A 14,692-nucleotide genomic window follows, 5' to 3' on the forward strand; every position below is an offset into this window, starting at 1 on the left:
AACTGGCTATGTAAAAACCCCGCGGAGATTGCTCTCCGCGGGGTTTTCCATTCAGTGCGATTGCGCCATGCTTATCAATGCGCGAGCACCGCCAGCAGCAGCAGGGCCACGATGTTGGTGATCTTGATGGCCGGGTTAACGGCCGGACCAGCGGTGTCCTTGTAGGGGTCACCGACAGTGTCACCGGTCACCGAAGCCTTGTGGGCTTCCGAACCCTTCTCGTGCTTGATGCCGTCCTTGTCGACGAACCCATCCTCGAAGGACTTCTTGGCGTTGTCCCACGCGCCGCCACCCGAAGTCATCGAGATGGCGACGAAAAGGCCATTGACGATAACGCCCAGAAGCGATGCGCCGAGTGCTGCAAAGGCGGATGCCTTGGAGCCGGAGATCAGCAGCACACCGAAATAAACGAACAGTGGCGCCAGGACCGGCAGCAGCGAGGGCACGATCATCTCGCGGATCGCTGCCTTGGTCAGGATGTCCACCGCACGGCCGTAGTCAGGTTTTTCGGTTCCGGCCATGATGCCCGGCTTGGACTTGAACTGGGCCCGGACCTCTTCCACGATCGAACCAGCGGCACGCCCCACGGATGTCATGGCGATGCCGCCGAACAGGTAGGGAATGAGTCCACCGAAGATCAGGCCGGCGACGACATAGGGGTTGGACAGATCGAACGAGATCTCACCCATGTCCTTGAAGTAGGGATAGAGCGTCGAGCCTTCGGCGTTTGCCTTGGCGGCAAAGAACTTCAGGTCGTTCGAGTAGGCCGCAAACAGCACCAGCGCGCCAAGACCGGCGGAACCGATGGCATAGCCCTTGGTGACGGCCTTTGTGGTGTTGCCGACCGCGTCGAGCGCATCGGTTGCCTGGCGCACTTCCGGCGGCAGACCCGACATTTCGGCAACGCCGCCGGCATTGTCGGTGACCGGACCGAACGCATCGAGCGCCACAATCATGCCAGCGATTCCGAGCATGGCGGTGACCGCAATGCCGGTTCCGAACAGGCCAGCAAGCTGGTAGGTCGAGATGATGCCGCCAACGATGACGATCGCAGGCAGTGCCGTCGATTCAAGCGAAATGGCTAGTCCCTGGATCACGTTGGTGCCGTGCCCGGTGACCGATGCCTGGCTGATCGAGTTAACCGGACGCTTGTTGGTGCCGGTGTAGTACTCGGTGATCACCACGATCAGCGCGGTAACAATCAGACCGATGACGCCACAGGCAAACAGTGCCGTACCGGTGATGGACATGCCGTCGATCACCGCGATCTCATCCCAGCCGATGGTCAAAGAAGTGGCGGCGCCAAGCCCGACGATCGACAACAGGCCGGTGGCAATCAGGCCCTTGTAGAGAGCGCCCATGATCGAACCGTTTTGGCCGAGCTTGACGAAGAAGGTGCCAACGATCGATGTAAGGATCGACACGCCGCAGATGGCCAGCGGATAAAGCATGGCCGAACCAAGCACGTCCGTCCCGCCGAAGAAGATCGCCGCCAGAACCATGGTGGCAACGACGGTCACCGCATAGGTTTCAAACAGGTCGGCGGCCATGCCTGCGCAGTCACCGACATTGTCACCGACATTGTCAGCGATTGTCGCCGGGTTGCGGGGGTCGTCTTCAGGAATGCCGGCCTCGACCTTGCCGACCAGGTCCCCGCCGACGTCGGCGCCCTTGGTGAAAATGCCGCCGCCGAGGCGGGCGAAGATGGATATCAGCGAGGCGCCGAAGCCAAGCGCGACGAGCGCGTCGATGACCTGACGGCTGTCGGAGGCCAGGCCCATCGGGCCGGTGAGAACATAATAGTAGACCGCCACACCCAGGAGCGCGAGACCCGCCACCAGCATGCCGGTGATGGCGCCTGCCTTGAAGGCGATATCGAGGCCGCCGGCCAAGTTGACCGCCGAGGCCTGTGCCGTGCGCACATTGGCACGGACCGAGACATGCATGCCGATAAAGCCTGCCGCCCCCGACAACACCGCACCAATGAGAAAGCCGATTGCGGCGGTGGCGCCGAGCAACAGCCAGGTGATGACGAAGACGACTGCACCAACGATTGCGATGGTGGTGTACTGGCGGTTCAGATAGGCCTGAGCGCCCTCACGAATGTATCCTGCGATTTCCTGCATGCGTGCATTGCCCTGGTCGGCTGCCATCACCGATCTGGTCGCCCAGATGGCGTAGACAACGGAAAGCAATCCACAGGCGATCACAGCAAATAGAATTGTCATGCTGATATCCCTCCAATATGGCCGGAAACCTCCCCCCGGCCAGTCATTTAGCGGCGAAAGGAGCATGAACCACACGTCCGCACACCCTGCCGCATCGGGGCGGATGATTGCGACAGAGGTGGGGTGCCGTCAAGGGCGCATATGGCGTTAATGCCGGGGCGCAGCCAATATGCCGCTTGAAACGGTGGACAAGCGGCAACTGCATTCCCGATCTGCCAGTCACGGATACCATCCGGCCTGGCCGGCGGTAGTGCCTTACAGCGACCGGCGGCGTTCCCACAGGATCTGCGTGCCCAGCGCCAGCAAACAAAACAGCGCGACGGGCCAGAACAGGCTGTTGAGCGCATCCCAGCCCCAGGCATTGAGCACCTTGCCCGACATCAACGACGAAAAGGCAACGATGCCGAACAGGGTCACATCGTGGAAGCCCTGCACCTTGTTCTTCTCCGAGGGTCGGTAGGTCATGGTCACCATTGTGGTGGCGCCGATGAAGCCGAAGTTCCAGCCGATTCCGAGCAGCACCAGGGCGAGCCAGAAGTTCCACAGCTCGATCCCCATATGGGCGACCACGGCGCATCCGAGCAGGATCACCAGGCCCGCAGCGGTGATGGTGTCACGGCCAAAGCGGGCGATCAGCTTGCCTGTGAAGAAACTTGGCGCGAACATCGCCATCACGTGCCACTGGATACCCAAGGTTGCGAGTTCGGGAGAAAAGCCGCAGCCGACCATGGCCAGCGGCGCCCCGGTCATCATGAAGGTCATCAGAGCAAAGGTGCCGACACCACAGATCATGGCCGTGATGAAGCGCGGCTGGCTGATGATTTGCGCGAGCGGGCGGGCCGGTGTCTCGTCGTGCCCCTCGTCGCCCGGCCGCGTATCATTGGGGATGCGCAGGAACCACAGGATTGCCATCGTGATCATCGCCAAAGGCACCAAGGCCACGAAAGAGCCTGCGAACATCACCGGATCGAACAGCTCGCGGGTAAAGATCACCGTCTGCGGTCCGATGATGGCAGCGAAGACGCCACCGGCCAGGACCCAGGAGATCGCCTGCGCCTTGAAGTTGGCAGGCGAACCGTCAGCGGCGGCAAACCGGTACTGCTGCACGAACGAGCCACCAAAGCCGATGAAAGCCATACCAAGGGCGAACAGCCAGAAATCATGGCGGAACAGGGCAATGGCGGCGATGATACCGCCAAGCGCGGTCATTGCCATTCCCGACAGGAAACCGTGACGTCGGCCGATCTGGCGCATCAGCCAGGCCGCAGGAAGCGCTCCAATGGCCACGCCGAGGTTGAAGCCGGTTACCGGCGCGGTGGCGAGCGACTTGTCTGTGCCCAGAAGATAGAAACCGGCGAGACCTCCCATCGAGATGGCAATCGGTGCCGCCGAGCCGCCGAAGGCCTGAGCTCCGGACAGCAACAGCGCATTGCGCCGCGCAAGATTTTCGGCGTCCGTCGCACCGGCCAGGCCGACCCTGTCGAGAAACGCCATCGGGGGCTCAGTCCTTTTTGGGCTTCTGGTCTTCGCGGTACTTGCGCGCCAGGCGATCAAGCACCGCATTGACGATCTTGGGCTCTTCGCCGTCGAAGAAAGCCCGCGCAACATCGACGTATTCGGTGACGATGACCGCGACAGGGACATCCTTCTTGTTCGAAAGTTCCCATGCCCCTGCCCTCAGGATGGCACGCAGGGTTGCGTCCAGACGCGACAGCGGCCAGTCCTCGGTCAGGCCGGAGCGGATCACCGGATCAAGCGCACGCTGGTTTTCAACCACGCCGGAGACGACGGCGCGAAACCACGCAGGATCAGCCGGCCGGTACTGTTCGCCGTCGATTTCGCCGCCCAGCCGGTGGGCTTCATACTCGGCAACGATCTCGAGCACACCCGCGCCACCGATATCCATCTGGTAGAGCGCCTGAACAGCCGCCAGCCGGGCCGCTCCGCGCTGGTTTGCGGACTTGAATTCGGGTTTCGGTTCCGCTGATGGGGGGGTCTGTTCTGTCACCGTAATCAACCTGCCAGCTTGTCTTTCAGCGCGATCATCGTCAGCGCCGCACGGGCCGCGAAACCGCCTTTGTCGAGCTTGTCCATCTTGACCCGCTCCCAGGCCTGCGCAGCGTTCTCGGTGGTCATGATACCATTGCCAAGCGCGAGGGATTCCGAGATCGACAAGGTCATCAGGCCGCGCGCGGATTCATTGGCGACAATGTCGAAATGGTGGGTTTCGCCGCGGATAACCACGCCCAAGGCGACAAAACCGTCATATGCGGTGCCGCCTTCGTCCATCGCATCAAGCGCCATTGCGATGGCGGGCGGGATTTCCAGTGCGCCTGGCACAGTCACAACATCATAGGTCGCACCGCCCGCATCAAGCGCTGTTTTGGCGCCTTCGAGCAACGCATCGGACATGTCGTCGTAAAAACGCGCTTCGACAATGAGCAGGTGCGGAATCTTTGGCTTGGCCATGGCGAATTTCCTATTAGCGGGCAAGTTTGCCACGCGCGGGGTCCCAGCGGGACCCGGGAATTGGATCGGATCAGAGCGCGGTCAAACCATTTTGTCTGCGGCTTGGCAAGGAAAAAACCGCCCCTTGGCGATGCCGGGTCGGTTTTCGGTGCCCTCTGTCCGTCCGAGCCTACTTACGCGGAAGGATTCTGTTGTATTTCCACGGATTGCGCGGCTTAAAGGTGCGCGCGCCGCGCTGCTCCATCCCGGCGATTTTTTCAACCAGTTTTTCACTGATCGGCCGATCAAATTCGACAGCCGCTGTGAAGACGCCAACCCTGCGTATGGTGGCAATCCGGAGCAGATTCGACCAGGGCAGATACACCTTGCATGTGGTCTCGATAGTCGAGTACACGATTTCGTCAATATTGGACGGTTCAACATTTCTCCAAGGCAGATGCTCGCTCAGGATCAAGCAACCACCGAGCGATATGTTGATGAGACGCCCAATTACGGAAGCATATTGGGGCGTCTCGCTGAGATAGATCTCCAGGACGACCGGACAATTCGCATCAAGCCGGGCGTGAAGCCGGCGTTCATGCTCCGCTGGTGTCGAAACCGCCAGTCTTTCGCGAATAATGTCCACAACAGGCCTCCATCATACTGAGCTGGTTTCAATCAGTGATTGTTGCCTGCATTTGTTAATAAAAGTATGAATTGGGCGCTGATGTTTTAGATGATTGCGTTCGATCGAGGTCTTCCTGAACAGATATCAACTGCGGTTTCTGCACCTCGCGAGAAACGAGATGCCCTGCCCGTTGAGCGGGTTGGCATTTGACGTTCACGCGAGCCGGGCTATACCGCGTCGCATGAGCACACCTAAACCGCGCGAAACAGATCTCTATCTTCCCGTGAAAGCCCTGCTTGAGGCTCAGGGCTATACCGTCAAGGGCGAGGTCGGGGCGGCTGACATTGTTGCCGTGCGTGGCAAAGAGGATCCTGTCGTTGTCGAACTCAAGACCGGGTTCTCGCTGTCGCTGTTTCACCAGGGTATCGAACGGCAGGCGATCACCGACACCGTCTACATTGCCGTGCCGCGTGGCAGCGGACGGATGTTCCAGAAGGCAATTGCTGCCAATACCTCGTTGTGCCGCAGGCTGGGCCTGGGCCTGATGACCGTTCGGCTGAAAGACGGGTTGGTGGAAGTGCATGTCGACCCCTCCCCCTACAAGCCGAGAAAATCGAAAATCGAAAAGGCCCGGCTGCTGAAGGAATTCAACAGGCGAACCGGCGATCCGAATACCGGTGGCGCGACGAGGCAAGGTCTGATGACGGCCTATCGCCAGGACGCGCTTCGGTGTGCCCGCGTACTGCGCGAGCTCGGGCCGACCAAGGCCGCGCTGGTTGCCAAGGCCTGCGGGGTGGAACGCGCCAGAACACTGATGGCCGACAATCATTACGGCTGGTTCGAGCGGGTGGCGACAGGAATCTACGGGCTTTGCGCAAAGGGTGAGGAGGCGCTGGCCATGCTGGGGGACCCGGACGTTGCCTTGCCCACGCCGGACGAGAGAGCTGACGCAGACCCGCCACCCCACTTGAACGACTGAGACGTTATCCTCCCGCCAGCACCCGGCCAGTGAAGGTTGAACAGATCTGGACGCCCAGGAATTCAGAACGTCTGACACACGCCGGCGCGATTTTCCTTGCAATCAGCAAAGACAACAAGCCCTATCCACAACACTACGCCGAAAGGCACCTCGATCAGAGCCTTTCGAGATAGCAGACCGTTTTTTTACGCTCGGTTAACCATAAGTGGGGATGCTCGGAATCTCGAACTTCTTTCCCGGGCATCGGCATGCGCCACGTATCACCGTACATCTCCGGACCCCAGCGCCGGCAGGTTGCCTCCGCGCTGCAGGGCGGCATCGGTTTTGCACGGGCTGATGTGGTCTCTCCCGGGCTTTTGAGGCTGTCGGCGATTGTTCTGTCGGCGGCTGGGCTGGCATTGATGCTGATTTCGTTTCAGCCTTTCGCGCATTCGAGCCTGGTCAGCGAGACCGGGGGCGACGGCAATGTCGTCAATCAGGTCGGTTTTCTCGCAGCCGGACTGGTATTTGCGCTCTCGATGATGTGCCTGGCGAACCGCAGGGTGCTGGCCAGCCTGTTCACACCAGGTTTTCTGCTGCTGGCGATCGTCATAGCCTACATGGTTGCGACATCGCCTGATCCCGACGATGTCTTTCGTGGTGTCTCCTTGACGTTGATCGGCATGTTCATCGCCTTGTCCACCATCGTTCTGCCGCGCAGCGCATACGATCTTCAGCTGGCGCTGCTTGCCGGTTCGGCTGCGGTGCTGGCCATGTCCTATGGTGGTTTGCTGCTGGTGCCCGATCTGGCGACACATGGCTATGACGTCTATGAGCCACAGCACTCCGGGCTGTGGCGCGGCCATTTCAGCCATAAGAACATAGCCGGTCCGGTGATGTGCGTGATCGCCATCTTCGGGATTTATCTGGCCCGGTCGGGTCATCGTCTTGCCGGCTGGATAATTTTCCTGGCCGGGGCCCTGTTCGTGCTTGAGACCGGATCGAAGACCACGAGCGGGTTCTTTCCAATATCGATCATGATCGTCTGGATGGCGACCCTGTTCGGACGCAGCAGCGCAGCGGTTGTATGTTTCGTGCTCGCGCTTTGCACAGTTGCCGCGGTAACCCTGGGGTCTCTCTACAGCGATGCGATCCTGGCCATGATAGGCAACCTGCTCGGCGACGACACCTATACTGGCCGTGCCACCCTTTGGCAGTTCAGCATTTCCAAGATCCCGGAAGAGCCGTGGCTCGGGTTCGGGCTCTACAATTTCTGGAGCACCGACAACGTGTTTCTGCTGGACAAGCCGTTCGAAGACGCGTGGGACTACCGTTTCATTGTCCACGGCCACAACAACTACCTCGACATCCTGCTCAATCTGGGCCTTGTCGGCGGATCGGTGCTGATGTGGGTGCTTTATGTCGCCCCGGTGATCAATTACGTACGTGCTCGGAAAATTCGCGAAAACCGCAAACTCGCCGACATGTTCTTCACCATCGTGGTATTCATGGCGCTGCTGTCGTTTCTGGAAACATTCTTCCTGGCGCGCAACGACCCGCTTTGGCTGATGCACATCTTCGCCGTCTTCGGTCTGCATCTTGCAGCCCGCTTCAGCCTCGGCCAGATGCAGCGATGACGCGATGACAGACAAAACTACGCCCGGGCCTGGGCGCGACGATCAACCTGACGCCGCGGTTTCGGCCAGGCGGGCGGCATAGCGCGCCATCTGGTCGACCTCGAGATTGACATGATCGCCGGCCGCGCGCTGCCCCCAGGTGGTAACCGAGAGCGAATGTCGGATCAGCAGTACGTCGAAGTCGGCTCCCTTGACCGCGTTGACGGTCAGGGAGGTGCCGTCGAGTGCCACCGAACCCTTGGGGGCGATGAAGCGGGCCAGCGGCGCAGGGGCGCGCAGGGTGAAACGGCGGGCCTCGCCTTCATCCTTGATGGAGATGATCTCGGCTTGCCCGTCGATGTGCCCGGAGACCATGTGGCCACCGAGTTCGTCGCCCATCTTCAGCGAGCGTTCAAGATTGACCGGCGAGCCGACTCTCCAGCTCCCGATTGTGGTCAGGCGCAGCGCCTCTTCCCAGGCCTCGACCTCGAACCAGCGGGAGCTGTCGCCCTGTTCCGGCAGGGCTGTGACAGTGAGGCAGACGCCAGAACAGGCGATCGATGCCCCGATGTCGATTCCGGCAGGATCCCAGGCGGTCTCGATGCGCAGGCTCACGCCCTGGTCGAGCCTGGTCAGCGCGGCCACCCGGCCAATATCGGTGATAATGCCGGTAAACATGGTGTCAGGCCCTCTCGTATTCATCCATCTGGTCGGACCCGTATCTCATGGATGCGACCGGCCGGAAAGGCTCGGGCACGGTTTGCCGTGTGACCGGTGCGTTCACCGCATCGCCCTCGATCACCTCCTCGCCTGTCAGAATGATCAGGCGGTCGACAAGATCCTCGTCGAGGAAAGCCTGGGCCACTTCCGCTCCGCCTTCGACAAACACCGTCGAGAGCCCGCGCGCGGTTATGTCCTCAAGCAATTCGGGCAATGCCAGCCGGTCATCAAGCGCTTCACAGGCCAGGAACTCTGCGCCGGTTGCAGCAAGTTCCGCCCGGCGCGGATCGTCGGCATCGGCGGCTGTCGCGATCCACAGGGGAACATCGCGCGCTGTGGCCGCGAGCCTCGCGCTGACCGGCAGCCGCAAATGTGTGTCGAGCACCAGGCGCACGGGAGACCGGTGCTTCAGGCCGGGCAACCGGCAGGTCAGATCAGGATCGTCATTGATGGCGGTACCAACACCCACGAGGATCACGTCTGACTGGGCACGCAGGGCATGAACCTGGCTCCGGCTCACTTCGCCGGTAATTGCCACTTGCCCGCCGTCGCGGCGTCCGATCTTTTCATTGGCCGACACCGCGAGTTTGAGCGTCACGTGGGCGCGGTTGCTGGTGCGGCGCTTGAGATAACCGGCGAGATCACGCTCGGCTTCGCGAGACAGCACGCCCTCCACCACCTCGACCCCGCTAGCGCGCAGGATTTCATAGCCGCGTCCCGATACCCGCTCGTCGGGATCGGTGGCGGCCGCCACCACGCGGGCAACACCGGCAGAAACCAGCGTTTCAGCGCAAGGCGGAGTGCGGCCGTGGTGGGCGCAGGGTTCGAGCGTCACATAGGCGGTCGCGCCGCGGGCCAGCTCACCGGCTTCGGCAAGCGCCTGGGGCTCGGCATGAGGGCGGCCACCGAGAGCGGTGACACCGCGCCCGACGATGACCGGCACGCCGTCGATCTGACGCACGATCAAGGTTGCCACGGAGGGATTTGAACCGGTGCGGCCCTCATGCCAGCGCGCCAGGCGGATTGCCGCTGCCATGTAACGACGATCGAGCGCGCTTGCGGTCATGATCTCAATGATCCCCCACCTTGCTGTCCCCGGCAATGCGGGCCGTGAGTTCGGCAATGGTCCGCTCGAAATCCTCGGGACCGGAAAAATCCCGGTAAACCGAGGCGTAGCGGACAAAGCCGACATCATCGAGCGCCTTCAATGCCTCGAGCACCAAGAGGCCGATGCCGTCAGTGGCAATCTCGGTCTCCCCCGAGCTTTCCAGCCGGCGAACGATCCCCGAGACCGCGCGATCGATCCGCTCGGGATCCACCGGGCGCTTGCGCAGCGCGATATGGAACGACTTCGCCAGCTTCTCACGGTCGAACGGCACCCGCCTTCCGGTTTTCTTGAGCACCTGCAAATCGCGCAACTGCACGCGTTCGAAGGTGGTGAAGCGGCCACCGCAATCAGGACACACGCGCCGGCGCCGGATCGCGGAGCCGTCTTCGGCGGGCCGCGAATCCTTCACCTGGCTGTCTTCAGAACCGCAATAGGGACAACGCATCTGACCTTACCCGAGATGCGGGTAGAGCGGGAACCGATCGGTCAGCGCCATGACCTTGGTCTTAACCGCGGCCTCGACCTGGGCGTTGCCCTCTTCGGAATTCGCAGACTTGAGACCGTCGAGCACCTCGAGGATCAGCGCCCCGACCTCTCGGAACTCGGCCTGGCCGAAGCCGCGCGTGGTTCCGGCCGGCGTACCAAGACGGACACCCGACGTGATGGTCGGCTTCTCCGGGTCGTTGGGGACACCATTCTTGTTGCAGGTGATAAAGGCGCGGCCAAGTGCTGCCTCGGAGGCTTTGCCGGTCAGGTTCTTGGGGCGGAGGTCAACCAGCATCAGATGGGTGTCGGTGCCGCCGGAGACGATTTGCAGGCCGCCAGCCACCAGGGTTTCAGCCAGGACTTGCGCATTGAGCACGACATTGCCGATGTAGTCCTTGAATTCCGGCGTCAGGGCCTCGCCGAAGGCCACAGCCTTGGCGGCAATAACATGCATCAGCGGACCGCCCTGCAGACCCGGGAACACCGCCGAATTGATCTTCTTGGCAATATCCTCGTCATTCGTCAGCACGATGCCTCCACGGGGACCGCGCAGGGTCTTGTGGGTGGTCGAGGTTGCGACATGAGCGTGCGGGAACGGGCTTGGATGCGCGCCAGCGGCGACCAGGCCTGCGAAATGGGCCATGTCGACCCAGAGAATGGCGTCGACCGAGTCGGCAATTGCCCGGAATCGGGCGAGATCGATCTGCCGCGAATAGGCCGAGCCGCCGGCGATGATGATGCGTGGCTTGTGCTCCTTGGCCAAGGCTTCAACCTGGTCATAGTCGATGATACCGGTTTCCAGATCGAGCCCGTACTGCACGGCATTGAACCACTTGCCAGAGAGGTTGGGCCGGGCGCCGTGCGTGAGGTGGCCGCCTGCATCCAGGCTCATGCCGAGCAGCGTGTCGCCCGGCTTGGCCAGCGCCAACAGCACCGCCTGATTGGCCTGCGAGCCGGAATTCGGCTGCACGTTGGCGAAGTCGCAATCGAACAGCTTCTTGACCCGATCGATTGCCAGTTCCTCTGCGATATCAACGAAATGACATCCACCGTAATAGCGGCGGCCGGGATAGCCCTCGGCATATTTGTTGGTCATCACCGAGCCCTGCGCTTCCAGCACGGCCCGCGAGACGATGTTCTCGGAAGCGATCAACTCGATCTCGTGACGCTGGCGACCCAGCTCGCTCTCGATCGAGCCAAAGAGTTCGGGGTCTGCTTCGGCGAGCGGTCGATTGAAGAGGTCAGAAGTCGCGTTGGACATATTCCAGGTTCCTTGTCTGGCTCGGGTCTGGCAGGGCGGCCGCGCGGTTGTGGCGGCGCTTCGGGAAGTGCTCGAATCCGGCTTGGGTGGAGTGTCAGGCCGGAAGCGGCTGTTTACCCGTGTCGCACGGCAAGGGCAATATCCGCCGTCCCGATTGCGTCATTGCAGCGCGCCAACGAAAAAGGCCGCCCTCTCGGGGGCGGCCTTGATATCGTCTCGGGAACGAATGTTCAGCGCAGCGCCAGCTCCTCGACGCCATCGCGCTGATAGACATCGTCGCGGAACTGGACGACGCCATCTCCCGATGCCCAGGCCGAGAAATAGACGAAATAGACCGGCACTGGCGTCGACAACGCGATCTCCGTATTCTCGCCCGAAGCAATGGTGGCCTCGATCGCCTGACGGTTCCAGCCGGGCGTGTCGCGCAGCAGCCAGGTGTTAAGATCGCGGACGTTCTGCACCCGGACGCAACCCGATGATTCAAAGCGCATCAGCTTGTTGAAGACGCCCTGCTGCGGGGTATCGTGCATGTAGACGGCGTGCGGATTGTGGAAGTTGATCTTGGTCGAGGACATGGCATTGCCCTTGCCCGGGTCCTGGCGGAACATCAGATCCGGCGCCTTCTCGGCATGCCAGTCGACCATTTCCGGCGGCACTTCGTTGCCCTGATTGTCGAACAGGCGAATGTTGTTGCGCGCCAGATAGGTAGGATCCTTGCGCATCAGCGGAACGATGTCCTTTTCGATGATCGAGCGCGGCGAGGTCCAGTACGGATTGAGGATGATCTCGTGGATCTTCGAATTGAGGATCGGCGTCTGGCGGTCGATCTTGCCGACGATGGCCGTGTGACGCAGCACAACGGAGCCGTTTTCCACCGCCTCGATCTGGGCCGCCGGAATGTTGACCATGACATAACGGTCACCGAGGAAGCCCGACATCGAGCGCAACCTCACCAGGTTGGTTTCGAGTTGGCCGAGACGCACATCGGCAGACACGTTGAGGGCCTGATAGGTGTAGTTGCCCATAACGCCATCCGGCGGCAGGCCGTGACGCGCCTGGAACTTCTTTACCGCGCCATCGACATAGGAATCGAAGGCATTCGAAAGCCCGGCGCTGCGGACCAGATCGCCCGATGCGATCAGGCGCTGGCGCAGGATCTGGACTTCGGGCTCGGAAACGCCCATGCGCAGCTTCTTGGTCGGCGGCACGAACGGCCAGCCGCCCTGTGCGACGAGATTCTGGTAATCGAAGATGGCGCGTTCGACAAAGGCGATGGTGTCGGCACTTGCGATCGGATGCCGGGTTACCGTCGCCGCCACCGAACGCGAGCTCTTGGCATCAAACTGGTCGTCCCAGGCGCCGCGCCGCGGCGAATTGATGATTTCCTCGATCGCGGTCTGAGCCAACGCCGGACCTGCAGCCACTGTCGTGGCCGCCAGTGCTGCGGCGCGGCCAATGAAGCGGCGGCGGGAGATCGAGTAAGGACGGGTCGGGTTGCTCATGCGTTTTCCACCATGCATTCAGGTCTAGCGTTTGATCCTGCCACACCGGGTAGCATGATTAACGTTAAAAATTGGGGACCAGAACCGGTCCTTCAAGCCTGCCGCAGCACTTACGCTTGCACACGCGGAGAGAAGAAAAACCGATTGATCGGCTTCCTGATTTCAGGCTTTTTGATAGCACACTTGCTCCCACGGCAATATGGCTAATTCATGATCCGGGAAGGAATACCGGCCAGGCCCCTGCCCCCGCGCAACCTGCCCCTGCTTCCAGTGCATATCCCACGCACCGGTTTTCGTGGCCGTGCCGGTCTCGCGGCCGCTGGAACTTGAATCGGACAACGTCAAAAACCGAAAAGGCGGCAGGTTTCAGCCCGCCGCCATTAGGGTGCATATTATTTTTGCCGGTTTACAGGCGGTACTGGATCTGGTCGTTCCAGAACCGGTCGAGACGCTGCATCAGCTTGTTGAGTTCCTCGAACTCGTTGGTGCCGATGCCGCCGACCTTGGCGATCGAGCTGATGTGCCGGTCATACAGGGCCGCGACGGTTTCGGCGATTTCCACGCCGTGCTCGGTCAGGCTGATGCGCACCGCGCGGCGGTCGACCCGCGAACGCTGGTGGTTGATATAGCCCAGATCCACCAGCTTCTTGAGGTTGTAAGAGACGTTGGAGCCTAGATAGTAACCGCGGCTGCGCAATTCACCGGCCGTCAGCTCGGAATTGCCGATGTTGAACAGCAACAGGGCCTGGATGGCGTTGATGTCGGTGCGGTTGGCGCGGTCGAACTCATCCTTGATGACGTCGAGAAGGCGGCGGTGGAGCCGCTCGACCAGCTGGAGCGATTCAAGGTAGAGATCGCGCAGGACTTCGGAGTCGTCGTTTGCAACGGCCGGTTTCGACCCGGTGGCGACTGCTGAATTGGTATATGACATGATGACTGCCTCACTGTTTGTTGTGGCGGCTTTTGTTCCCGCCTTGAGACAGACCCTATCGAATACGGCTAAAATACTACTTAAAATGCAGGCTTAACAGGGGGTTACCGGCTTGCGAGTGGCCATCACGGTGAATCAGTCCTTACCTGCAGGGCATCGTGTCGGCGCTTGACGAACAACGCTACGCGAAAGCCTATATAGACGCAGACGACCACGGCATGGGCGATGACCAGCATCGGACGCTCGCCAAACCACAGCGGCAGCCCCCTGTGCATGATCGCCTCGGAGCCGGCAGCAACCACCCACAGAACCGGCCCCCACGAGACCTGCATCCACAGCCCGACCGCCGCCACCGGCAGCAGCACCGCCAGCGAGGCGGAGGCCAGTTGCCAGTAGGACGGAATGAGGTCAAAGCGGAAAGCGCCACCCTCGGAGTAGCCGATCAGCCGGCCCCAGTACTGCACCCCGGCCAGCAGGCAGCTCAGCGCGACCAGCCGCAGGAACAGCCGGAAACTGGCTTCGAGCGCACCGGTGCCAACTTCCGGCGAAGTGCCGATCTGCAGTATCGCCATGCAAGGCGTCTCCTGTTTTGGGGCCGGGGTTACTGTGGGGCTCCGGCGCATTCGAGGTCCGGCCACCCCGGCCGCGGTGCAGTCATAACCAATCGGCTGCTTGCGGCGCAAGCCCGCAGCCCTGGCGGGCTGGCCGCGAGGTCATTGCCCTGCTTGACCGCCCTGCCCTCGGTGGGGTCTAAAGCAGCGGACACAAACCGGGCGAGTCCGGACGGACACCGCGGGCACGGCAAA

Annotated in this window: 14 protein-coding genes; 2 read left to right on the plus strand and 12 right to left on the minus strand. The window is 61.5% G+C overall.

What is annotated here, in order from left to right:
* Positions 1 to 74: 74 nt before the first annotated feature.
* The 5 genes from CRO46_RS11140 to CRO46_RS11160 all read right to left on the minus strand — a co-directional run bounded on the left by CRO46_RS11140 (position 75) and on the right by CRO46_RS11160 (position 5,322).
* The gene (locus tag CRO46_RS11140; RefSeq protein WP_097107856.1) at positions 75 to 2,228 is read right to left on the minus strand and encodes a sodium-translocating pyrophosphatase; all 2,154 of its coding nucleotides are present in this window, start codon (positions 2,226 to 2,228) and stop codon (positions 75 to 77) included.
* 255 nt (positions 2,229 to 2,483) lie between these two features.
* Entirely contained in the window at positions 2,484 to 3,722 is a 1,239-nt protein-coding gene (locus tag CRO46_RS11145; RefSeq protein WP_097107857.1) for an MFS transporter, read from the minus strand.
* Between the two features lie 7 nt (positions 3,723 to 3,729).
* Positions 3,730 to 4,236, minus strand: a complete 507-nt coding sequence (gene nusB, locus CRO46_RS11150) for a transcription antitermination factor NusB (RefSeq protein ID WP_097108246.1) — start codon at positions 4,234 to 4,236, stop codon at positions 3,730 to 3,732.
* A gap of 5 nt (positions 4,237 to 4,241) precedes the next feature.
* Complete coding sequence (gene ribH, locus CRO46_RS11155) at positions 4,242 to 4,697, minus strand: 6,7-dimethyl-8-ribityllumazine synthase (RefSeq protein ID WP_097107858.1); 456 nt, start codon at positions 4,695 to 4,697, stop codon at positions 4,242 to 4,244.
* Positions 4,698 to 4,866: 169 nt separating this feature from the next.
* Positions 4,867 to 5,322, minus strand: a complete 456-nt coding sequence (locus CRO46_RS11160) for a PilZ domain-containing protein (protein ID WP_097107859.1) — start codon at positions 5,320 to 5,322, stop codon at positions 4,867 to 4,869.
* Positions 5,323 to 5,545: 223 nt separating this feature from the next.
* On the opposite strand from CRO46_RS11160, the gene CRO46_RS11165 reads away from it, so the two are divergent.
* Positions 5,546 to 6,283: a DUF2161 domain-containing phosphodiesterase gene (locus CRO46_RS11165; protein ID WP_097107860.1), complete on the plus strand. Its 738-nt coding sequence runs from the start codon at positions 5,546 to 5,548 to the stop codon at positions 6,281 to 6,283.
* A 248-nt stretch (positions 6,284 to 6,531) separates the two neighbouring features.
* Complete coding sequence (locus CRO46_RS11170) at positions 6,532 to 7,899, plus strand: O-antigen ligase family protein (protein WP_097107861.1); 1,368 nt, start codon at positions 6,532 to 6,534, stop codon at positions 7,897 to 7,899.
* 42 nt (positions 7,900 to 7,941) lie between these two features.
* Here the strand turns inward: CRO46_RS11170 and CRO46_RS11175 are convergent, their stop codons facing one another.
* From CRO46_RS11175 to CRO46_RS11205, 7 genes are all read right to left on the minus strand, one after another.
* A complete protein-coding gene (locus CRO46_RS11175; RefSeq protein ID WP_097107862.1) occupies positions 7,942 to 8,556 on the minus strand; it encodes a riboflavin synthase in 615 nt (204 codons plus the stop codon).
* A gap of 4 nt (positions 8,557 to 8,560) precedes the next feature.
* Positions 8,561 to 9,664, minus strand: a complete 1,104-nt coding sequence (gene ribD, locus CRO46_RS11180) for a bifunctional diaminohydroxyphosphoribosylaminopyrimidine deaminase/5-amino-6-(5-phosphoribosylamino)uracil reductase RibD (RefSeq protein WP_097107863.1) — start codon at positions 9,662 to 9,664, stop codon at positions 8,561 to 8,563.
* Positions 9,665 to 9,668: 4 nt separating this feature from the next.
* Positions 9,669 to 10,151: a transcriptional regulator NrdR gene (gene nrdR / locus CRO46_RS11185; RefSeq protein WP_097107864.1), complete on the minus strand. Its 483-nt coding sequence runs from the start codon at positions 10,149 to 10,151 to the stop codon at positions 9,669 to 9,671.
* Positions 10,152 to 10,157: 6 nt separating this feature from the next.
* Complete coding sequence (gene glyA / locus CRO46_RS11190) at positions 10,158 to 11,453, minus strand: serine hydroxymethyltransferase (protein ID WP_097107865.1); 1,296 nt, start codon at positions 11,451 to 11,453, stop codon at positions 10,158 to 10,160.
* Positions 11,454 to 11,683: 230 nt separating this feature from the next.
* Positions 11,684 to 12,955, minus strand: coding sequence for a L,D-transpeptidase family protein (locus CRO46_RS11195; RefSeq protein ID WP_097107866.1), 1,272 nt, complete (start codon positions 12,953 to 12,955; stop codon positions 11,684 to 11,686).
* 406 nt (positions 12,956 to 13,361) lie between these two features.
* Positions 13,362 to 13,886, minus strand: coding sequence for a transcriptional regulator LdtR (gene ldtR / locus CRO46_RS11200; protein WP_097107867.1), 525 nt, complete (start codon positions 13,884 to 13,886; stop codon positions 13,362 to 13,364).
* 125 nt (positions 13,887 to 14,011) lie between these two features.
* On the minus strand, positions 14,012 to 14,458 hold the full coding sequence (locus CRO46_RS11205; protein ID WP_097107868.1) for a DUF6163 family protein: 447 nt from the start codon (positions 14,456 to 14,458) through the stop codon (positions 14,012 to 14,014).
* Positions 14,459 to 14,692: the final 234 nt, after the last annotated feature.

Source organism: Parahoeflea halophila (genome assembly GCF_900220985.1).
GTDB lineage: Bacteria > Pseudomonadota > Alphaproteobacteria > Rhizobiales > Rhizobiaceae > Hoeflea > Hoeflea halophila.